The organism is Curtobacterium oceanosedimentum (assembly GCF_020297365.1).
Taxonomy (GTDB): Bacteria; Actinomycetota; Actinomycetes; order Actinomycetales; family Microbacteriaceae; genus Curtobacterium.
Genome location: NZ_JAIXIG010000003.1, coordinates 1 through 20,244, shown reverse-complemented (window position 1 = coordinate 20,244; position 20,244 = coordinate 1). Strand labels below are relative to the sequence as shown.

Sequence of the window (20,244 nt, the reverse complement as noted above, 5' to 3'; positions counted from 1 at the left end):
AGACCGACCAGACCGACCAGACCGACCGACCGACCGGACCGACGCGCCCGCGACGGTCAGTCGCCGTCGGGCGCCAGCCAGATGGCCGAGGCAGCCGCCGCCGGCAGGTCGACGAGCGACTCCGAGCCGTCGGTGGAGCGCCGCGACACCGCGATGACGCCGGCGTAGTCGCGCACCCGCTCGACGCGCAGGTGCGTGCCGAGACCCACCCCGAGCTCGTCGAAGTACCGCAGCAGCGACGGGTCGTCGTCGGACACCCGGTCGACGGTGCCGCACGACCCCGGCTCGACCGCGCCGAGCAGGGTGCCGGGCGAGGCGGGCACGCTGCCGTCCGCCGCGGGGATCGGGTCGCCGTGCGGGTCGTGCGTCGGGTGCCCGAGGTCGGCGTCCACCCGGTCGAGGAACTGCTCCGAGACCGCGTGCTCGAGCGCCTCGGCCTCGGCGTGGACCTCGTCCCACGAGTAGCCGAGCCGTTCGACCAGGAACGTCTCGATCAGCCGGTGGCGTCGGACCATCGCGACGGCGACCTGCTGCCCGAGCGGCGTGAGCACGACGCCGTAGTACGGGGTGTGCTCGATCAGGCCGTCCCGGTCGAGCTTCCGGAGGTTGCCCGACACCGTCGAGGCCGACACCCCGAGCGCCGCGGCGATGTCCCGCGTCGCCAGGCCCTGCCCGCCGCGCTCGCCGGCCTTCCAGACGAGCTTGACGTAGTCCTCCGCCATGGTCGACAGGGAGGGCAGGCGCATACCGTCAATCGTACGTGCCGCCTGGTACAACCGTGAGGTGACCACGAACGACCCCGCCACCGCCCGACCCCGTCGTCGTCGCTGGCCGGTCCCGGCGTCACTGCTGCTCGGGCTCACCCCGATCGTGGTCTTCGCGGCGATCAGCGCGTGGCGCTCCCGCCCGAGCGACGACTACGCGACCCTCGGCCACACCGTCGACAGCGTCGTGCACGCGCTCGTCGTCCCGGAGGGCATCGCCCTCGTCGCGCTCGCCCTGTTCGTCAGTGCCCTCGGCTGGTGGCGCATCACGATGGTGGACCGGACCCGCACCCGGCTGCGCTGGACCGTGATCGCGCCGGTCCTCGTGCTGGTGGTGTGCGTGGTCCGCCTGCCGCTCGTCGACTGGACCGCGCTGCCTCCGCACTACTTCCTGTTGCTCGCCGTGGGCGTGCTGTTCGTCGGGGTCTTCGAGGAGCTGCTGGCCCGCGGCACCCTGCTCGTCGGCCTGCGGCGCCGGCTGCCGGAGGTCGGGGTGTGGGCGCTGTCCTGCGTGCTGTTCGGGCTGCTGCACCTGCTCAACGCGCTCGCCGGGGCCGGCATCGCCCCGACGCTGATCCAGGTCGTGTTCGCGGCCTCGTTCGGGTCGACCCTGTACGTGGCGCGGCGGCTGACCGGCTCGCTCGTGGCGCCGATGCTGCTGCACGCGTTCTGGAACTTCGGGTCGATCGGGTTCTCGGCGACCGTCGACCCGTCCGACCGTGAGCGGCTGCTGCTGCTCGGCCTGGTCGGGCTGTTCTCGTTCGCCGTCCTGGCCTTCGGCGTCGTGGCGGGCGGGATGGTCGCGTGGGCCGACGACGGGCCGCGGCGGTTGCGGCGACGGTGGCGGACGGTGCCGCCGATGGCGGCCTCCGGCCTGGAGGCCCGTGGTGCGTTCCCGACGGCGGCCGCAGGATCTGCCGTGGGCACGGACGTAGCCCGGACTGCGCGCTGAGCGCGCGAGTGCCGGGCGTTGCCCGCCGGGCGCTCGGTGCTAGAGCTCGACCTCGAACGGCTCGGTGCGCACCAGCTCGTGCACGCCGGCGATGACCTCGCTCGGACGGAACGGGTACCGGTCGATCTCGGCCTGGTCGCTGATGCCCGTCATGACGAGGACGGTGTGCAGCCCCGCCTCGATGCCGGCCTGCACGTCGGTGTCCATCCGGTCGCCGATCATGCCGGTGTTCTCGGAGTGCGCACCGATGCGGTTCATCGCCGAGCGGAACATCATCGGGTTCGGCTTGCCGACGACGTAGGGCTGCTTGCCGGTCGCCTTCTCGATCATCGCCGCGATCGCACCCGTGGCCGGCAGGACGCCCTCGGCGCTCGGGCCGGTGGCGTCGGGGTTCGTCACGATGAACCGGGCGCCGTCGCGGATCAGGCGGACGGCCTTGGTGATCGCCTCGAACGAGTAGTTCCGGGTCTCGCCCACGACGACGTAGTCGGGCGCGGTCTCGGTCATGATGAAGCCGGCCTCGTGCAGGGCGGTGGTCATGCCCGCCTCGCCGATCACGAAGGCCGAACCGCCGGGCATCTGCGATCGGCAGAAGTCGGCGGTCGCCAGGGCGCTCGTCCAGATCCGGTCCTCGGGCACGTGCAGGCCGGAGCTGCGGAGCCGGGCGCTCAAGTCACGCGGCGTGAAGATCGAGTTGTTCGTCAGGACGAGGAACTCGGTGCCGTCGTCGAGCCACTGCTGGATGAGCTCCGGTGCCCCCGGGAGCGCCTGGTTCTCGTGGACGAGCACGCCGTCCATGTCGGTCAGCCAGCACTCGACGTCGTCTCGGGTCGCCATGGGCTCACCCTACTGGGCGGCGCGTGCGGCCCGCCTCGGGGCCGGCTCGGAAAGGGCCGGGAGGCTCGGAGCGGCTCTTGCGCGCCGCTGCCGGACCCGGGATGGTCGAGACACCGAATCGCAGTCGGCTTTTGCTCTACGCTTTTCGGGACACGTACCGAATCAAGGAGGCCCCCTCGTGCTCGTCGAACCCGGATCCCCGTCCGCCACGCCCCGACCCACCCCGGTGTCGGCCGAGGTGGAGGTGGCGCCGCGACGACGCAGAGGTCGGCCGAACGTGCTCTCGCGGGAGCAGGTGGTGGACGCCGCGACGACGATCGCGAACGAGGACGGGCTCGACCGACTGTCCTTCCGCGCCCTCGGGGTGCGGCTCGGCGTCGCGCCGATGACGGTGCACCGCACGATCGGCGGCCTCGACGACCTGCACGCCGAACTCGTGCGCCGCACCGTCGACGAGTTCACCGCCACGTTCGTCTGGCCGGACGAGTGGCACGCGGTCGTGCGGACCTTCGCCACGACCTTCCGTGACCTCATGCGCACCCACCCGCTCGTGCTCGAGTCGCACAGCCAGCGGGCGCCCCTGGCCTCGACCGAGTCCGACGCGGTCGTGGCGAAGGTCGTCGGGGCACTCGAGGATGCCGGACTGCCCCCGGCCGAGGCGATGTACACGTTCTTCGTCGTGTACGACTTCGTGGTCGGGCACGCCGGGGTGCAGGTGGGCCGCGGCGACTCCGAGGCCGGGCGTCCCGAGCGGCACCGACTCGTCGGCGAGATCCTCGGGGAGCACTCGTACGACGACCGGTTCGCGCTCGGGCTCGACATCCTGATCGCGGGCATCGAGTCCCGCATCGCGTCCGGCGCCCGGTCCTGACGGCGGAGCGGCGCCCGGCGGCCCGTACGCTGGGTCGGTGACCGAGCACGACGACCAGCCGTCCCCGCAGCAGGAGTCGTCGTCGTCGCCCTCGCCGTCGCCGTCGCACGAGTTGACGTCCAACGGCGTCGGGCCGCACCCGGAACCGTGGCCCGACGATCCGCGGCTCGACCCCGAGCTGCTGGCGGCCGGGGACTCCCGGAACGTGATCGACCGGTACCGCTACTGGTCGATGGACGCCATCGTCGCCGACCTCGACACCCGCCGGCACGCGTTCGACGTCGCGATCGAGAACTGGCAGCACGACCTGAACATCGGGTCGATCGTCCGGAGCGCGAACGCGTTCCTCGCCGGCACCGTGCACATCATCGGGCGACGGCGGTGGAACAAGCGGGGCGCGATGGTCACCGACCGGTACCAGCACGTCCGCTCCCACCCCGACGTCGAGTCCTTCCTCGCCGCGATGGCCGAGGACGGGCGCCCGGTGATCGCGATCGACAACACCCCGGGGGCCGAGCGCATCGAGACCGCGACGATCCCCGAGCGCTGCGTGTTCCTGTTCGGGCAGGAGGGCCCCGGCCTGACCGACGAGGCCGTCGCGGGTGCGGACGGACACCTGGAGATCACGCAGTTCGGGTCGACGCGGAGCATCAACGCGTCGGCGGCGGCTGCGATCGTCATGCACTCCTGGGTCGTCCAGCACGCCCGGTTGCCGGACGCTCCCTGAGCGGGCGGGCGCGAGTGCTGGCCCTGGACGCGACCATCCCGGCTCGCGGATCGGGCGGGGCGGAGGTGGGACGGGCCTCCCAGCCGATGCGTCAGCGTGCGGCGGTGGTGCGCCGGGCGACCAGACGGGGTTCCACCAGGAGTTCCGTCGCGGCGGTGCCCGGGTCCGCGATGCGGGCGAGCAGGCGCTCGCCGGCGCCGCGGCCGATCTCGACGCTGCGGTCGTCGATGCTCGTCAGGCCGACGTATCGCATCGCGGCGACGGGGGTGTCGTCGTAGCCGATGACCGAGACGTCCTCGGGGACGCGGAGTCCCCGCGCGGCGAGTTCGGACATGGCGCCGAGTGCCATGACGTCGTTCGCGGCGAAGACGGCGGTGACGTCGGGGTGTTCGTCGAGCAGGGCGGCCAGTGCCTGCGAGCCGGCCGCCTCGGTGGGCTCACCGGGCAGCACGGTGTCGACGACCGTGGCTCGGCCGCTCGTCGCCTGGAGGAAGCCGGTGCGCCGTTCGGCCGATGCCGCCGAGGCCGCGCCGACGAAGCCGAGGCGCGTGTGCCCGAGGCCGAGCAGGTGCTCCGCCGCGATCGCGCCCCCGGCACGGTCGTCGTTGGCGACGGTGTCGGCGCGGGGGATCGACACCCGACCGCCGGCGATGACGAGCGGCATCGAGGCGGGGACGGCGAGGTCCGTCGTCGGTTCGCCCGCGATGACGATGCCCTCGACACGCATCGACAGGAAGCCCTCGACCGGTGACGCGTCGAGCCCCGTGTTGAGGAACCGGTCGGCCACCACGAGCCGGTGCCCCTGGTCCTGCAGGCTCTCGCGCAGGCCGGTGAGCAGGTCGACGAACCACTGGTTGCGGAAGTCGTCGAGCACCACGCCGACCGTGCGGCTGCGGGTGCCGGCGAGCGAGACGGCCGCGGTGGAGGGGCGGTAGTCGAGCTCCTGGATCGCCTGCAGCACGGCGGCCCGGCGCTGGTCGCTCACCCGGGGGGAGCGCTGCAGCACGAGGGACACGAGTGACTTGGAGACCCCGGCGCGCGCGGCCACGTCGTAGATGGTGGCGGGCTTGCCGTCTCCCATGGTGCGCTCCGACCCTCCGTTGGTTCGTGCGTCGATCGTAGCGTGGGGGCGGTCGCGGCGGGCGCCGTCCCGTTCGCGGCGGGCTCGTCCCGCTCGCGCGGCGGGCGCCGAGTGAGCAGAAGACGACGGGTGGCCGGTGCTCACCCGTCGTCTTCTGCTCACTCGAGGGGCACCCTTGTCCTCCACATGGGAGGCGCGGCGCGACTCGTGCACGGATCACGCGTTCTCCGGGCGGTGCGGGGAGCGGGGACCCGAAGGTGTCGGGTATGCGTGCACAGCCACTCCCACCCTCGCTGCGCGGTCGTGCGTTCGACGTCGGCCGCGCCGACCGCGCGGGCGTTCCCCGTCACCGACTCCAGCGCGGCGACCTCGTGTGTCCGACGCGGTCCATCCGCTGGCCCCGGCACGATCCGCCCGACGCGGTCCAGCGCATTCGGGCACTCGGACCGATCCTGCTCCGCGGCCAGTTCATCAGCCACGTGTCGGCAGCGGTGTTGTGGGAGTTACCGGTCCCGACTGCCGCTGCCGCGCCCGTCCACATCAGCAGCATCCTGCCGCAGGCGCAGCCCCGACGTGCCGGTGTGATCGGGCATCGGGTCCAGCCCGAGCGCGCCGTCGTCCGGCAACGGTGGGGTGTGCCGGCGAGCAGCCCGGCGACCGCGTGGATCGAGTGCGGCGCGTTGCTCACCGTCGACGAACTCGTCGTCCTCGGCGATGCGATCGTGTCCGCGCGGCGGTGTTCGACCCGGCTGGAGGACCTCGCCACGGCGCTCGTCGGGGCCGGCAGTCGACGGGGCATCCGGAACCTGCGTGCAGCGATCGAGCTGGTGCGGGTCGGAGCCGGTTCTCCCCAGGAGACCCGGGCACGTCTGGCGATCGTCCGAGCGGGGCTGCCGGAGCCCGAGCTGCAGGTCGAGATCCTCGACGAGGCGGGACGGTTCGTCGGTCGTGTGGACATGGCGTACCCGGAGCAGCGCATCGTGATCGAGTACGAGGGCGACCACCACCGGACCGACGCCGAGCAGTGGGGGCGAGACCTCCGCCGTTACCGCGAGATGGAGCGCCTCGGCTGGGCGGTCGTGCGGTGGACGAAGTCCGACCTGAGCGGGCATGCGCAGGGAGCGCTCGAACACCTCGCGGCGCTCCTCGCTCGTCGTGCGCGCCATGTCGAGTGAGCAGAGAACGCCGGGTCGCTGTGGGCAACCCGGAGTCTTCTGCTCACTCGGCGCTCGCGGGGCGGGGGCCGCACCGAGCGCACGAAGCGCACGAAGCGCACGAAGCCCCGCCCCCGCCCGCGCTACCCGATCAGGCTCGGGCGCAGGTCGCGCAACGTGCGGGACCGGGTCTGCCGGGCCGTCACCACGTACGACACGAGCAACGCCCCGAGCAGCCAGCAGAGCAGCACGCCGGCGTCCGACCACGCGGCGCCGAGGTTGCCGCCGTACATCGTCTGCCGGATCGCGTCGACGGAGTACGTCATCGGCAGCGCGAAGTGCAGCGCCGCCAACGGCCCGGGCAGCGTCTGCCACGGGAACGTCCCGCCGGCGGTGACGAGCTGCACGAGCATGAGCACCAGGCCGAGGAACTGCCCCACCGAGCCGAGCAGCACGTTCAGCGCCATGATGATCGCCGCGAAGGTCATCGAGGCCAGCACCATGATGCCGATCGTCCCGGCGGTGTGCACGACGTCCAGGTCGAGGGCGAACCGCACGATGGCGAACAGCGCCACCATCTGCACCAGGCCGAGCAGCGCCGGGGTCAGCCAGCCACCGAACACGACGGACAGGGGCTTCCGCACCGCCGTGATGGCCCGCTTCGAGATCGGCTTGAGGATGAGGAACAGCGCGTACATGCCGATCCAGGCGGCGAGCGAGATGAAGAACGGCGCGAGACCCGCCCCGTAGTTCGACGCGGCGGCGATGTTGTCGTCCCCGACGCTGACCGGGTCGGAGATGACGGACGCCTGGTCCTCGCGCTGCGACGCGTCCGACGCGGGGATCTTCGTGCGGCCCTGGTCGAGCGACTTCGCGAGCTTCGACGACCCGGTCTTCAGCTCGTCCAACCCGGACGCGAGCGACGAAGCGCCCTGGTCGGCGGACTCCGTGCCGGTCGCGAGCTGGGATGCACCCGACGACAGGGCCGGAGCAGCCGAAGCCAGCGTCGACGTGCCGTCGGCCACCTTCGCGGCTCCCGTTGCGAGCGTCGACGCACCCGTCGCCGCCGAGGAGATGCCGGACGCGAGCGTCGGCGCCGCGGAGGCGAGCGACGACGTGCCGGCCGCGACCTGTGCGGAGCCGTCACGGAGCTTGTCCACCGACGACTTGGTCGACTCGTAGGTGCTCTTTGCCGAGGCGCCGGCGGTGTTGACCCGGGTGACTGCGTCGGTGACGGTCGACTGCAGGGCAGCCTGCTGTTCCTCGGTGAGCTCGACGCCCTCGGGCAGGTTGTCGGTGATGCCCGAGATGAGGGTCTGTGCGTCGAGGGGCTGGAGCGACTCGACGTCGGCGCTGTACGAGTCGACCGTGTCGGCGAGCCTCTCGTTGCCGGCCGCGACCTGCTGCGCTCCCGCGTTCAACTGCTGCGTCTGCGACGGCAGTGCCGCCGTCTGCTCCTGTGCGCTGGCCAGCCCGGACGCCAGGGTCGAGGCCCCGGACGCCACCTGCTGCGCACCGCTGTCCAGCTGCTGGGTCTGCGACGGCAGGTCGGCCGTGCCGGACGCGAGTTCCGCCGCACCGGACGACAGCTTGCTGGTGCCGTCGGCGAGCTCGTGCGCACCCCTGTCCGCCTTCGCGGTTCCGGATGCGAGCTGGTCGGCCCCGTCGACGGCGTCGCCGAGGCTGTCGCGCACGTCGGCGAGCCCGACGAGCAGGGTCTTCGCCGCCTGCTTGCCGACGCGCTCGGTCACGGCGGCGCGCATGGTCTTGCCCGCCTGCTCGGCGATGGTCGATGCCAGGTACGAGTTCGTGTCGGCGGTGGTCAGGACGAGCTCCGCCTGCGCGGGGTCGTCGGACCGCGCGGACGCCAGGCGCTCGGAGAAGTCGTGCGGGATCGTGACGACGAAGTCGTAGGTGCCGTTCCGCACGCCGGAACGCGCGTCGGCCGCGTCGGTCGTCGTCCAGTCGAAGTCGCCGCCGTCGACGGCTTCCTTCGTGACGTCCTCGCCGTAGTCGACGTGGTCGCCGTCGAGGGTCGCCCCGGCGTCGAGGTCCACGATCGCGGCGGGGATCTGGTCGAGCTTGGCGTAGGGGTCGCGGTTCGCCCACAGGTAGGCGCCGCCGTACAGCAGCGGCACGATCATCAGCGCGATGAACGCCAGGCGTGCGAGCGGGGTCGCGGTGAGCCGCGCGAGTTCTGCGCGGACGAGCGAGGTGGTGGTCACGTGGTTGCCTCCGTCGGGACGGTTGCGGGATCTGCGGTGCCGGACGGAGCGGACGGGAGGCCCGGCTCGGTTCCGGCAGGTCGGGCCACGTCCTCGGGGTCCTCGGTCTGGGTGGGGTCGATCGGATCGACGCGGTCGAGCGGCTCGACGGTGTCGAGCAGACGCTCGACGGTCGCCGCGGCGGCCTTGGAGGTCACGAGCACGACGGTCACGTCCCGTCGCGCGACGTCGCGGAGCACCTGGAACCACTCCTCGACGGCGCCGCCGTGGCGTTCGGGCGAGGTGACGACCAGACCGGTGACACCGTCGCGCAGCAGGGCGAGCTCGACGAGCAGCCGGATGCGCACGGCCGTGGGGACGCGCTGCACGGGGGTGGCGGCGTACTGCCGCAGCCCGAGTTCGTCGAGCACGGTGGTGACGTGCTCGCGGTTCGGCCGGCGTCCGGCGAAGGCGAGTTCCTCGCGCACGATCTGCTCGAGACGCAGCACCGGGAACGGTTCGGCGACCCCGGGGGTGTCCACCAGGGCGACGGAGCGGCGGACGGCGGCCGGGTCCTCGTGGCCGTCGAGCAGCAGGCGGCCGGTGTCGGGTCGCATGCGCCCACCGGCGACGAGGGACGCGAGCACGGGGGACTGCTCCGTCTCGACGGCCACGACGCCGGGGCGTCCGGGCGCGGCGACGGCGGAGACGACGGGCAGTGCGGCGCCGGGCTCCTCGCCGATGCCGACGTGGTCGAGTTCGAGCGTCATGCGTGGTCCTCCTGAGCGGCATCGGGAGCGGGGACGCGGGCCGGGCTCGCGGGTTCGGACAGCAGGGCGGTGCGCCAGTCGATCCCGGCGACCCCCAGGGCGGACACCACGACCATGCGTCGGCCGTCCTCGTCGGTCGTGCCGGAGCGGGTGGCCTCGTCGAGCACGGTGATGCAGGCGCCCTCGACCAGTCGCCCGAGCGTGGCGGGGTCGACGTCGTCGCGCATCGTCCCGTCGGCGATGCCGAGGGCGCAGGCCTCGCGCACCTGGGCACGCAGGGGAGCGAACACGGCGGCGACCGGCTCGACGAAGGGGCTGCGGACGGCGACCCGGGCCATCGAGCGGACGTGCGAGACCTCGGTCCAGAGCGTCACCGCGATGGCGGCCAGCCGGGCCGCGGGCGGGAGCTCCTGCAGGTCCGAGGTGGTGGGCATGGCGGCGGCGATGCGGGCGGCGCCGGTGGTCACGAGTTCGCGCACCAGGTCGTCGCGCGACGGGAAGTGTCCGTACACCGCACGGCGCGACAGCCCGGCGGCGGCGGCGATCGTCTCGATGGAGGCGTCCGGGTCGCGCTGCAGGCAGGTGCGTGCGGCGTCGAGGAGCGCTGCACGGTTCTCGGCGGCATCGCGGCGGGGTGAGCGCACGGGCTGGTCAGCGGTTGTCACGCCTTCATCGTAATAACGTGCACAAGCCTGTGCAAGTTAGCAGTGACGACCCCCGGACGGGGGTGTCCCCCGAAGTGCGGACTGTGCGACCTGAGAGCGAACGCATAGCTTCACAGGAATCTCATGCGAACCACGGACTGAGCCAGGAGTGCCCTCTTTGAACCGTGCAACACCGAACCAGAACCCGAACCAGAACCCGAACCAGAACCCGAACCCGAACCCGAACCCGAACCCCTCCTCCCACCGCGTCGCACGCGTCCTGACCGCCGGCATCGCCGCCGCGACCCTGGCGTGCGGCGGTCTCGCCGTCGGGGGTGCGGCTTCCGCTGCTCCGGCCGGACAGTCCGTGGCGGACCTCAAGCTCGCCGCACCGCTGCGGGACGCCAAGCCGACGAAGACGGTCGCGGCGTTCATCCGCACGACCGGCCAGGGCGCCCTCGAGGTCGACGCCGAGGCGAAGGGCGGCGACCTGTCCGGTTCCCGCGCGCCGTCGTCGGCCGCCAAGAACCGCGTCAAGGCGATCCAGTCGACGGTCGAGGCCGTGCGCTCGGCCGTCGAGCGGGCCGACGCCGACGCGACGGAGCTGTACGCGACGGAGTACACCGTCCCCGGTGTCGCGGTCGTCGCCGACGTCGACGCGTTCCAACAGCTCGCGAAGCGCTCCGACGTGGCGAGCATCATCCCGCTCACCCCGAAGAAGATCGTCGAGCCGACGGTCCTGCCGGACGCGGGCGTCGCTCCCTCGGGCGTGGACCCGAGCCTCGTGCAGCCCGGTGCCGACGGTGTCGCGCCGAAGAACGCCGCGAGCGACGTCTACACCCGTGCGCTCGACGCGTGGCAGCAGACCGGGCACACCGGCGAGGGCGTCAACGTCGCGGTCCTCGACACCGGGCTCGACTACACCCAGGCCGACTTCGGCGGCCCCGGCACCACGGCCGCCTACCAGCAGGCCCTGGCGGACGCCAGCGGTGGCGCTCCGGACGCCAGCCTGTACGACGCGTCGAAGTTCCTCGGCGGGTACGACTTCGCCGGCGCCACCTACAACGCGGACCCGACGGACCCCGACGCCTACGACCCGGTGCCCGCGCCCGACGCGAACCCGATCGACGGCAGGGGCGGCGACCACGGCACCCACGTGGCCGGTTCGATCGCCGGGTACGGCCTGACCGCCGACAAGCAGCGGTTCGACGGTGACTACACCGAGCTCACCAACCAGCAGGTGCAGGACATGTGGATCGGCCCGGGCACCGCGCCCGAGGCCGGTCTGTACGCCCTCAAGGTGTTCGGCGACAACGGCGGCTCGACCGACGTCACCGGTGCCGCGCTCGACTGGGTGGGCCAGGCGCTCACCGAGGGCAAGGACATCAACGTCCTGAACCTGTCGCTCGGCTCCGACTACGGCGCACCGGACGACCCCGACAACGCGAAGATCGACGCCCTGACCGCGCGCGGGGTGCTCCCCGTGATCGCCTCGGGCAACGCCGACGACTTCACCGACATCGGTGGCTCCCCGGGCAACGCCGAGGGTGCCCTCACCGTCGCCGCGAGCGCCACCGGGCAGTCGCTGTACGACGGCGTCGAGGTCACCGCACCGAGCGACGTCGCGAAGACCTACCGCGCGCAGTACTCGCAGAACTTCCAGGGCGAGCTGCCGGTCGAGGGCGACGTCGTCGTCCCGACCACGAACATCGACGGCTGCGCGGCGTTCAGCGCCGACGAGGCAGCCCGGATCGCCGGCAAGGTGGTCTGGCTGAAGTGGACGGACGGCGCACTCGAGTGCGGTTCCGGCGTGCGCTTCGGCAACGTCGAGGCCGCGGGCGGCGTCGGCGTGCTCCTGGCGGGCACGATCAACACGTTCGACTCTGGCATCGGTGGCAACGCGACCATCCCGGGTGCCGAGCTGACGCGCGATGCCGTGACGAGCCTCCAGGCCGCCGCGACGGCGGGCACGCTGCACGTGCGCTTCGCCGAGGAGCTGCAGGGCTTCGAGCTCGCCACCGACCCGGAGGCCGTGAACACGCTCGCGCCGTTCACCAGCCGGGGCGTGCACGGGTCGTTCAACGACATCGTCAAGCCGGACATCGCCGGCCCCGGGGTCAACGTGATCTCGGCGGCCAACGGCACCGGTGACGGCCGCATGTCGATGAGCGGCACCTCGATGGCCACGCCGGACGTCGCGGGCATCGCGGCGCTGACGTTCCAGTCGCACCCCGAGTGGACCGCACCGCAGGTCAAGGCGGCACTCATGAACACCGCGACGCACGACGTGAAGGACGGCAACCGTTCGGCGACCCTGCTCCGCCAGGGCACCGGCCGTGTCGACGCCCTGCAGGCCGTGAACGCCGGCACCACCGTGCGGAGCGTCGAGAACGACCTGCTCGTCACCGCCTCGTTCGGCGTCGTCGAGGTCGCCGGCGCGACCAGCGACACCCGCACCCTGCAGATCGCCAACACCGACGGCGTCGCGCACACCTACGACGTGGCGTACCTGCCGCAGGTGACGCAGCCCGGTGTGACGCTCACGCTCGACAAGGAGCGGGTCACCGTCCCGGCGAACCGCACCGCGACGGTGAAGGTGACGTTCTCCGTCGCCGACCCGACGCAGCTGCGCCGCGTGATCGACCCGACGCAGGATGCCGTGCAGCAGGGCTACCAGCGCGAGTTCGTGACCGCGGCCTCGGGGGTCGTGGCCCTCACGCCGACCGACACGACGGCCGTGCCGCTGCGCGTCGGGACCTACGTGGCCCCGAAGCCGGTCAGCGCCGTCCGTGCGCGGACGACCGTGCCCTTCACGGGCCCCGGCAAGTCGGCGGAGCTCACCCTGAAGGGCCGCACGTTCGACCAGGGCGGCCTGACCAGCGGGTACCGCTCCACCGTCGCCCCGTTCGTGCTCGGTGGCACGGACCCGGCGGAGGAGTTCCCGGAGGGTGCGGCGACGCGCTCGCTGCGGGCCGCTGACGTCCGCTCGTTCGGTGCCGCGTACGACAAGGCGTCCGACACGCTCGCCTTCGGCGTGCAGACCGACGGCCCCGACGCCAACCCCGGCGCCGTGACCAACGTCGAGGTCCTCATCGACACCGACCGTGACGGCGAGCCGGACTACCTGGTCTACGACGCCAAGTCGGCGACGGTGGACGCGACGTTCGCCACGACCGTCGACCTGGCCACCGGCAAGACGGTCGACGCGCAGCCGCTCAACGGCGGAGCGCCCGGTCAGGACGTGAACACCTTCGACAGCTCCGTCAAGGTGCTGACCGTCGGTGGATCGGTCATCGGCGCCTCGTCGAAGTTCGACTACTCGGTGCTCACCGAGTCGGCCTACGCCCCGGGCGCCGCGACCAGCGGTTCCTCGGTGGTGGACGAGACCCGGACGGCTTCGTTCGACCCGTCGAAGCCGGCGCTGACGTTCTCGCAGCGGGGTACGACCGGCACGCTGTTCGCCGACGCTGGCTCGCTCACGGTCACCCGAGCCTCGGGTGTCACCAAGGCCACCGTGCTGGTGCTGCACCTGGGCAACGCCGCGGGCAAGCAGGCCGACACGTCGACGATCACGGTGATCCCCCCGACGCTCGCGCTGGCGAAGGGCAGCGCGGTGACGGTGAGCGGGACCCCGAAGGTCGGATCGACCCTGGCGGCGAAGCACGGCACGTGGAGCACGACCAAGGCGACGTACAAGTACCAGTGGTTGCGCGACGGCAAGGTCGTCGAGCAGGCCACCGGCACGAAGTACAAGCTCGGTTCGTCCGACCTCGGGCACCGGATGAGCGTCGTGGTCACCGCGCACGCCTCCGGCTACGCGGACGGCACGGCGAAGTCGAAGGCGACCGCGAAGGTCACGCGCCGCTAGGGCGTGGTAGCGCGCCGCTCGCGCGCACATGGTGAGCAGAAGATGTCGGGTCCCGAGTTCGGACCCGACATCTTCTGCTCACGAAGCGAACCGGGCGCACCGGGCACTCCGGGTGGTGCGCCTACAGGACAGGTAGTTAGACAAACTAGTGAAGTGCTGCCAGTGTTGCAGGCATGCAGAACACGCTGAAGCAGCTCCGGTCCAACCCGGTCGAGTGGCGCCGTCGTGGACTCACCCCGCCCGACGTCATCCAGGCGATGATCGAGCAGCGGCTGGCGGAGCCCGGGCACTCGCAGCCCGTGGGCGATCCGTCCTACCAGGACTTCTTCCGGAGCTGACCCCGGGGTCGGTCGCGTCGCGCTCGACGCGACGGTCGACGCAACAGGAGGCGCGGTGCCAGCTGGCACCGCGCCTCCTGTTGCGTTGGTGGGGACGTCGCGGACGTCAGTTGCCGATCTTGTCGTCGGCGGCGTGCTCCGCCTTGTCGATCTGGTCGCCGTGGCCGCCGCCGGTCGCCTTGTCGGCTGCGTCGCCGGCCTTGCCGAGACCGGCGTCCGTCGCCTGCTCGCCCTTGTCGCTGTTCGCGAAGTCCTTCGCCTTGTCGCCGAGGTCGCTCATGTCGTGCTCCTTCCGATGGTGGGATCTGACGCGTCCGACCGTGCTCCGGCCGCCCCGGACGGGCACCCAGGTGTGCCGGATGCGGACAGGGGCGGAACGCGGCTCCGTGCGTCACACCGGGTGGCGCGGAGGTGTCCAGCCGATAGACTCGGGTGGACCACCGGCCCGGACGGCCGTGTGCGGTCCTCCGCCAACGTGAGGAGAACCAGATGCCCGCAGCAGTCATCATCGGCGCCCAGTGGGGCGACGAGGGCAAGGGGAAGGCCACCGACCTCCTCGGCTCCCGCATCGACTACGTCGTCAAGTTCAACGGCGGCAACAACGCCGGGCACACGGTCGTCGTCGGCGGCGAGAAGTACGCGCTGCACCTGCTGCCCTCCGGCATCCTGACGCCCGGGGTCACCCCGGTCATCGGCAACGGCGTGGTCGTCGACCTCGAGGTCCTGTTCCAGGAGCTCGACGCCCTGCGCGCCCGCGGCGTCGACGTGTCGAAGCTGCTCGTGTCGGCGAACGCGCACGTCATCACGCACTACCACCGCACCATCGACAAGGTGACCGAGCGGTTCCTCGGCAAGCGTCAGATCGGCACGACCGGCCGCGGCATCGGGCCGACCTACGCCGACAAGATCAACCGCGTCGGCATCCGGATCCAGGACATCTTCGACGAGAACATCCTGCGCCAGAAGGTCGAGGCGGCCCTCGACCAGAAGAACCACCTGCTGGTCAAGGTGTTCAACCGCCGTGCGATCGACGCGGAGGAAGTGGTCGAGTCGCTGCTGTCCTTCGCCGAGCGCCTGCGGCCCATGGTCGCCGACACCGGACTCGAGATCCACCGGGCGCTCGAGCGCGGCGAGACCGTCCTGTTCGAGGCCGGTCAGGCCACCATGCTCGACGTCGACCACGGCACGTACCCGTTCGTCACGTCGTCCTCCGCCACGGCCGGCGGTGCTGCGACGGGTTCCGGCATCGGCCCCGGGCGGCTCGAGCGCATCATCGGCATCGTCAAGGCGTACACGACCCGCGTCGGTGCCGGTCCGTTCCCGACCGAGCTGTTCGACGAGTCGGGCGAGTTCCTGCGCGCCAACGGCTTCGAGTTCGGCACCACCACGGGGCGCCCGCGCCGCTGCGGCTGGTACGACGCCCCGATCGCCCGCTACACCGCCCGCGTCAACGGCGTGACCGACTTCGTGCTCACCAAGCTCGACGTCCTGACCGGGCTCGAGACGATCCCGGTGTGCGTGGCCTACGAGGTCGACGGCGTCCGTGTCGACGAGGTCCCGGTCAACCAGTCGGACTTCCACCACGCGAAGCCCGTCTACCAGGAGTTCCCCGGCTGGACCGAGGACATCACCGGCGCCCGCTCGTTCGAGGACCTGCCGAAGAACGCCCAGGACTACGTGCTCGCGGTCGAGGCGATGTCCGGCGCACGGATCTCGGCCATCGGTGTCGGCCCGGGCCGAGACGCGATCGTCGTGCGGCACGACCTGCTCGGCGACGCCGCCGCGTGACCGTGCGGGTCCTGTTCGTCTGCAGCGGCAACATCTGCCGGTCGCCGCTCGGCGCGCAGGTCCTGACGGCGCGACTCGGCCCGGACGCACCCGCGTTCGTGGTCGAGTCGGCCGGCACCATCGCCCAGGACGGCGCCCCGATGGACGCCGCCGCCGCGGCGCAGTCCGTGCGGCTGGGCGGCGACCCGTCCGGACACCGGTCGCGGTACCTGACGCCCGAGATCGTTGCGTCGGCCGACCTCGTCCTGACGGCGGAGCGGTCACACCGTGCCGCCGCGGTGGGGCTGGCGCCCCGGGCGTCGAAGCGTGCGTTCACGATCAAGCAGTTCGCGCGGGTCATCGACGGGCTCGAGCCGGGGGACCTGGCCGACGTCGGGTCGCCGCAGGAGCTCGTGGAACGGGTCGCCCGACTCCGCGGTGTGGTGCCGCCGCCCGCCGACCCGGCCGCCGACGACGTCGAGGACCCCTACCGCCGCTCGGAGTCCACGCACGTGCGGGTCGCCGACGAGATCGACTCGGCGCTGGTCACCATCGCCGACGCGTTGCGCGCCGTGTCCTGAGCGCCGACCGGCCGCTCACTCCGGCAGGCGGTAGTTCCCGACCGTGATCGCGTGGGCGCCCTGCCCGGCCAGGACCCGCACGACCGCGTCGGCCCGCGCCCGGTTCGGCACGGAGTCCTTCGCCGCCCAGGCCGCGAGCGCCGACTGCAGCTCGTGGTCGTTCGTCACGATGCTCGTGGCCACGGTGCCGCTGCGGTCCTCCGCCTGCACGAAGGCGGTGGCCGTCGGCGACGAGTAGAACACGCAGGTGTCGAACCACGTGCGGGAGACACCCGTCCGCTCGTCGACGAAGCGTGCGAGCCGACGGGCCTGCTGGCGGACCTGCTGAGCGGGGGAGGCGCTCTTGGCCTGCACCCGCACGCGCCACCAGTTCTCGGCCTCCTCGTCGGCGTTCAGCACGGTCCGGCTCTGCACCTGGACGGCGAACGGCGGCACGAGGGACGACTCGTCGACCAGGTTGCGGAACGCCGGGTGGACCTCGCTCGGCCGACGCCCGTCGAACACGATGCCGCCCCACCGCTTGCTCTCGATCACCAGGCCCCGCCCGGACTCGGAGACCAGCACGTGGTCGGCCTGTGCCACGAACGTCCGCCGTGATCCCTGCTCGGTCTCGCCGACGGGCACGAAGACGACGTTCGTCATGAGCACGCCGCTCACCCCCGCGGCACGGCAGGCCCGGAGGATCGCCTGTTCCGACGCCTCCTCCCACTTCATGCCCCGGCGCAGGAGCGCACGGCTCTCCTCGGCTTCGGAGACGGCGTCGCGACGGCGGGACTCCGCGGCCTCGACCTGCGCCGCACGGTCCGCCTCGATGCGGGCGGTCTCGTCGCGGTGCGCCGCCTCGCGCTGCGCGAGTTCGTCCCGGCGCGCCCGGTCGGCGGCGTCGAGCTCGGAGCGGGCGGCGGTGCGGTGTCGCCGCAGCAGGACCACCAGGACGACCACCACGACGGCGAGCCCCCCGGCGACCAACCACGGCACGAGCTCGTCGGTCATGGGTCCACCTCACCACGTGGACCGCCCCGCAGGGCCGTCCCGCGTCGGCGCGTCCGCGCACCCCGTCCCGGTGGGCGGGTCGTGTGCCGCGACCGGACGACGGACGGGAGGCACGGCGCGCGCCCGCACCGTGCCTCCCGTCCGTGTGTCGCTACTGGTCCGTCGGCGTGACGCGGGGCAGCGTGGCCAGCCGCCGGCGGACGAGGACCGCGGTCCCCGCGGCGAGCAGCAGGAGCGCCGTCACCCCGAGCAGGCCCAGGCCGTGCGCACCGGTGAAGGCGAGGTCGCCCTGCGGAGCGGTGCCGTCACCGGCGCCCGGTCCGTCCGCGCCCGGCAGCGCGGTGCCCGGCGCGGGGGACTGCGAGCCGCCGGCACCCGTCCCGTCGCCGCCACCGGTGCCGCCGCCGCCACCGGTGCCGCCGCCGGGAGCGGGCGACGCGGGGTCGGTCGGGGCCGGGTCGGTCGGCGTCGGGTCGGTCGGGTCGGCGTCGTCCGGCAGGGCGACCGCGAACGCGACTGGGTCCCCGCTGCGGGTGCCGATCGACTGCACCGCCCGAGCCTCGCCGGTCGCCGCGGCGCGGACGAGGGCCGCTGCCCGGACGACGTCGCCGTCCTCGCCGGCGACGTCTACCGACCAGGTGCCGTCCTCGGCGACCTCGGTGCTGCCGTCGACCGCGCCGGAGAGCGTGACCGTGGCGCCCGGGTGGCCGGACCCCGTGATCGTGCTCGGAGCGACCTCGGTGCCGGGTGCGTCGACGGTCAGCGCGTCGAGGTCGGCGCGCGCGGTCATCCACGACTCGGCACCGATCGGGTGGTCGACCACGCGGGTCTCGCCGATGCAGCCGTTCCAACCGTTCGTGGCGGCGTCGTCGACCCAGTCGCTGCCGAACAGCCACGGCATGCCGTCCTGCACGGTCTGGCCGCCGGTGTCCGTGGCGTTGCGGAGCACCGGGGCGCCGTCGACGTACATCGTCGTGGTGCGGGCGTCCACGTCGTTCACGAGCGCGACGTGCAGCCACCGGCCCGGGATGATCTCGCCGGACCAGGCCGTGCGGTCACCCTTCGCCGGGTCCGCCGTGACCTCGGTCCACTGGAACTCCTTGAGGTTCGAGATGCCGAGCGCGGCGGGCGATGCCGTCCAGTCCCAGCGGGTCTGCGGCACGCCGATCTGCGAGCGGTTGCCACTGCGGACGATCGCCTTCGACCACGAGTTCGCGCCGTCGGTCCAGGACGGGTCGACCTCGAGGAACGTCTCGATCGTGTAGCCGTCGGGGAACGTCGCACGGTCGACGGTCGTGTCACCGGGCGAGGTCAGCGCGCTGAAGCGCTTCGCGGCCTTGTCGGCGTTCGCGAAGCACAGGCCGGCGCCGTCCGACGACAGCGGGTGGGCCTCCGGCACGATCGTGACGTCGCCGTCCTGCGCGGTCGGGGAGCCGGACTCGGCGTGGGTCATGCGGGTGAGGTCGGCGTCACCGACGACGTCGGCGACGGTACTGCCGGGAGCCAGGGTGCCGGGCTCCTGCTCACCGGGACGCCACCAGGCCAGGGTGCCGTCGACCACGGTGTGGTCGGCACGTCCGCCGGGCAGCTCGGTCGTGACGGGCGGTGCGCCCTGGAAGCCGTCGAGCAGCATCGCGCGGGCGCGGTCGATCAGCGGCGGCTCGTCGGGGGTGCCGGCGCGGAAGTCCGGCGCGAAGCCGGCGAACCGGGTTCGGAAGTCGACGGGCACCGTGTAGCGCTGGTTCGCGCCGTCGAGCAGCGGCTGGTCGTACGAGGTCAGCGTCTCGGTCGGCTTCCACGTCACCCACGGCGACGCGGTCTGCATGGCGAGCGTGCCGTTGGTCAGGTCGAACTCCATCAGGCCGAGGTAGCCGTCGCCGCCCTCGTAGTCCATCTGGTGGTCGATGAGCACCTGCGTGACGGCGTGCCCGGCGTCGTTCGTGCGGCTCTTCCACGTGGACCCGTGGAAGTGGCCGTTGAGGGTCAGGAACACCTGGTCGTTCGGCGCGATGACGTTCTTCCACAGGCGCTCGCCGTAGGCCGTGTCCACCGCGGTGAGGCCGTCGGTGGCGATGTTGATGACCTCGTGCGAGGTGAGGATCGTCGGCAGGGTGGGGTGGTCGGCGATCACGCGGTTCGCCCAGGCCAGGGTCTCGTCCGAGGCACGCCACGGCAGCGCGAGCGACAGGAAGCGCTGCCCCTCGGCCTCGAACACGTGGAACTGGCTCAGCCCGGTGCGGTCCGTGCCGGACTCGACGGTCGGCTGCCCGGCCGCGCGGGACGCCGGGAAGGTCTGCAGGTACGGCTCGGCGGCCAGGTCGTACGAGGTGTCGAACACGGTGTCGGCGGAGTTCCGCACGTCGTGGTTGCCGGTCGTCACGCTGTACGGCAGCCCGGCGTCGTCGAGCACGGACATCGCCCGGTCGGCTGCCTGCCACTCGCCGGCCTGGCCGACCTGGTCGACGACGTCGCCGACGTGCGTCACGAACGGGATGCGCAGGTCGTCGGCGTTGTCGGCGAGCCACTGCGTCTGCACGTGGAACGGGTCGTCGCCGTAGCGCGGCACGAACTGCGACGCCGAGTAGCGCGAGTAGAACTGCGTGTCCGGCAGCACCGCGAGGGTGAAGCGGGACGCGAGGTCCTCGGCGGCGGCAGCCGGAGCGGGGGCGGGGGTCAGGAGGGGGACGCCGACG

Annotated in this window: 17 protein-coding genes; 8 read left to right on the top strand and 9 right to left on the bottom strand. The window is 72.4% G+C overall.

Going from position 1 to position 20,244, the window contains the following annotated elements:
* Positions 1–56: 56 nt before the first annotated feature.
* The gene (locus LEL83_RS01705) at positions 57–746 is read right to left on the bottom strand and encodes a metal-dependent transcriptional regulator (protein ID WP_225557519.1); all 690 of its coding nucleotides are present in this window, start codon (positions 744–746) and stop codon (positions 57–59) included.
* Positions 747–783: 37 nt separating this feature from the next.
* Here LEL83_RS01705 and LEL83_RS01700 point away from each other — a divergent pair, with 37 nt between their 5' ends.
* Positions 784–1,716 carry a CPBP family intramembrane glutamic endopeptidase gene (locus LEL83_RS01700; RefSeq protein WP_225557518.1) on the top strand — a complete coding sequence of 311 codons (933 nt, stop codon included), beginning with the start codon at positions 784–786 and terminating at the stop codon, positions 1,714–1,716.
* 39 nt (positions 1,717–1,755) lie between these two features.
* Here the strand turns inward: LEL83_RS01700 and LEL83_RS01695 are convergent, their stop codons facing one another.
* A complete protein-coding gene (locus LEL83_RS01695) occupies positions 1,756–2,553 on the bottom strand; it encodes an HAD-IIA family hydrolase (RefSeq protein ID WP_198657614.1) in 798 nt (265 codons plus the stop codon).
* Positions 2,554–2,731: 178 nt separating this feature from the next.
* Here LEL83_RS01695 and LEL83_RS01690 point away from each other — a divergent pair, with 178 nt between their 5' ends.
* Entirely contained in the window at positions 2,732–3,424 is a 693-nt protein-coding gene (locus tag LEL83_RS01690) for a TetR/AcrR family transcriptional regulator (RefSeq protein ID WP_225557517.1), read from the top strand.
* A gap of 37 nt (positions 3,425–3,461) precedes the next feature.
* Positions 3,462–4,151, top strand: a complete 690-nt coding sequence (locus LEL83_RS01685; RefSeq protein ID WP_225557516.1) for a TrmH family RNA methyltransferase — start codon at positions 3,462–3,464, stop codon at positions 4,149–4,151.
* Between the two features lie 91 nt (positions 4,152–4,242).
* Here LEL83_RS01685 and LEL83_RS01680 read toward each other — a convergent pair whose 3' ends face one another.
* Entirely contained in the window at positions 4,243–5,232 is a 990-nt protein-coding gene (locus LEL83_RS01680) for a LacI family DNA-binding transcriptional regulator (protein ID WP_198657616.1), read from the bottom strand.
* A 635-nt stretch (positions 5,233–5,867) separates the two neighbouring features.
* Between LEL83_RS01680 and LEL83_RS16115 the strand changes: the two genes are divergently transcribed.
* A complete protein-coding gene (locus LEL83_RS16115) occupies positions 5,868–6,407 on the top strand; it encodes an endonuclease domain-containing protein (RefSeq protein ID WP_225557515.1) in 540 nt (179 codons plus the stop codon).
* 122 nt (positions 6,408–6,529) lie between these two features.
* Here LEL83_RS16115 and LEL83_RS01670 read toward each other — a convergent pair whose 3' ends face one another.
* Genes LEL83_RS01670 through LEL83_RS01660 form a run of 3 tightly spaced genes read right to left on the bottom strand, consistent with a single transcriptional unit; the run spans position 6,530 to position 10,025 of the window.
* Positions 6,530–8,611: a YhgE/Pip domain-containing protein gene (locus LEL83_RS01670; RefSeq protein ID WP_225557514.1), complete on the bottom strand. Its 2,082-nt coding sequence runs from the start codon at positions 8,609–8,611 to the stop codon at positions 6,530–6,532.
* Positions 8,608–9,360 carry a hypothetical protein gene (locus LEL83_RS01665; protein WP_225557513.1) on the bottom strand — a complete coding sequence of 251 codons (753 nt, stop codon included), beginning with the start codon at positions 9,358–9,360 and terminating at the stop codon, positions 8,608–8,610. Before LEL83_RS01665 ends, LEL83_RS01670 begins: the two co-directional genes overlap by 4 nt.
* Positions 9,357–10,025, bottom strand: coding sequence for a TetR/AcrR family transcriptional regulator (locus LEL83_RS01660; protein WP_198657620.1), 669 nt, complete (start codon positions 10,023–10,025; stop codon positions 9,357–9,359). Before LEL83_RS01660 ends, LEL83_RS01665 begins: the two co-directional genes overlap by 4 nt.
* Positions 10,026–10,182: 157 nt before the next feature.
* On the opposite strand from LEL83_RS01660, the gene LEL83_RS01655 reads away from it, so the two are divergent.
* Both LEL83_RS01655 and LEL83_RS01650 read left to right on the top strand, forming a co-directional pair.
* Complete coding sequence (locus tag LEL83_RS01655) at positions 10,183–13,872, top strand: S8 family peptidase (protein ID WP_225557512.1); 3,690 nt, start codon at positions 10,183–10,185, stop codon at positions 13,870–13,872.
* Between the two features lie 173 nt (positions 13,873–14,045).
* On the top strand, positions 14,046–14,210 hold the full coding sequence (locus LEL83_RS01650; protein ID WP_198657622.1) for a hypothetical protein: 165 nt from the start codon (positions 14,046–14,048) through the stop codon (positions 14,208–14,210).
* Positions 14,211–14,316: 106 nt separating this feature from the next.
* Here the strand turns inward: LEL83_RS01650 and LEL83_RS01645 are convergent, their stop codons facing one another.
* Positions 14,317–14,490, bottom strand: coding sequence for an antitoxin (locus LEL83_RS01645; RefSeq protein WP_225557511.1), 174 nt, complete (start codon positions 14,488–14,490; stop codon positions 14,317–14,319).
* 209 nt (positions 14,491–14,699) lie between these two features.
* Between LEL83_RS01645 and LEL83_RS01640 the strand changes: the two genes are divergently transcribed.
* Positions 14,700–15,998 (top strand): adenylosuccinate synthase, encoded by a 1,299-nt coding sequence (locus tag LEL83_RS01640; RefSeq protein WP_225557510.1) that lies wholly within the window; start codon positions 14,700–14,702, stop codon positions 15,996–15,998.
* Entirely contained in the window at positions 15,995–16,558 is a 564-nt protein-coding gene (locus LEL83_RS01635; protein ID WP_225557509.1) for an arsenate reductase/protein-tyrosine-phosphatase family protein, read from the top strand. Before LEL83_RS01640 ends, LEL83_RS01635 begins: the two co-directional genes overlap by 4 nt.
* A gap of 15 nt (positions 16,559–16,573) precedes the next feature.
* Here LEL83_RS01635 and LEL83_RS01630 read toward each other — a convergent pair whose 3' ends face one another.
* Positions 16,574–17,551, bottom strand: a complete 978-nt coding sequence (locus LEL83_RS01630; RefSeq protein ID WP_225557508.1) for a hypothetical protein — start codon at positions 17,549–17,551, stop codon at positions 16,574–16,576.
* 151 nt (positions 17,552–17,702) lie between these two features.
* A partial coding sequence (locus tag LEL83_RS01625) for a LamG-like jellyroll fold domain-containing protein (protein ID WP_225557507.1) occupies positions 17,703–20,244 on the bottom strand: 2,542 nt, incomplete at its 5' end.

Excerpts from the sequence above, each read along its gene's own strand:
- LEL83_RS01665 (WP_225557513.1), bottom strand. The coding sequence starts at position 9,360 with ATGACGCTCGAACTCGACCACGTCGGCATCGGCGAGGAGCCCGGCGCC.
- LEL83_RS01640 (WP_225557510.1), top strand. The coding sequence starts at position 14,700 with ATGCCCGCAGCAGTCATCATCGGCGCCCAGTGGGGCGACGAGGGCAAG.
- LEL83_RS01645 (WP_225557511.1), bottom strand. The coding sequence starts at position 14,490 with ATGAGCGACCTCGGCGACAAGGCGAAGGACTTCGCGAACAGCGACAAG.
- LEL83_RS01680 (WP_198657616.1), bottom strand. The coding sequence starts at position 5,232 with ATGGGAGACGGCAAGCCCGCCACCATCTACGACGTGGCCGCGCGCGCC.
- LEL83_RS01650 (WP_198657622.1), top strand. The coding sequence starts at position 14,046 with ATGCAGAACACGCTGAAGCAGCTCCGGTCCAACCCGGTCGAGTGGCGC.
- LEL83_RS01695 (WP_198657614.1), bottom strand. The coding sequence starts at position 2,553 with ATGGCGACCCGAGACGACGTCGAGTGCTGGCTGACCGACATGGACGGC.
- LEL83_RS01630 (WP_225557508.1), bottom strand. The coding sequence starts at position 17,551 with ATGACCGACGAGCTCGTGCCGTGGTTGGTCGCCGGGGGGCTCGCCGTC.
- LEL83_RS01705 (WP_225557519.1), bottom strand. The coding sequence starts at position 746 with ATGCGCCTGCCCTCCCTGTCGACCATGGCGGAGGACTACGTCAAGCTC.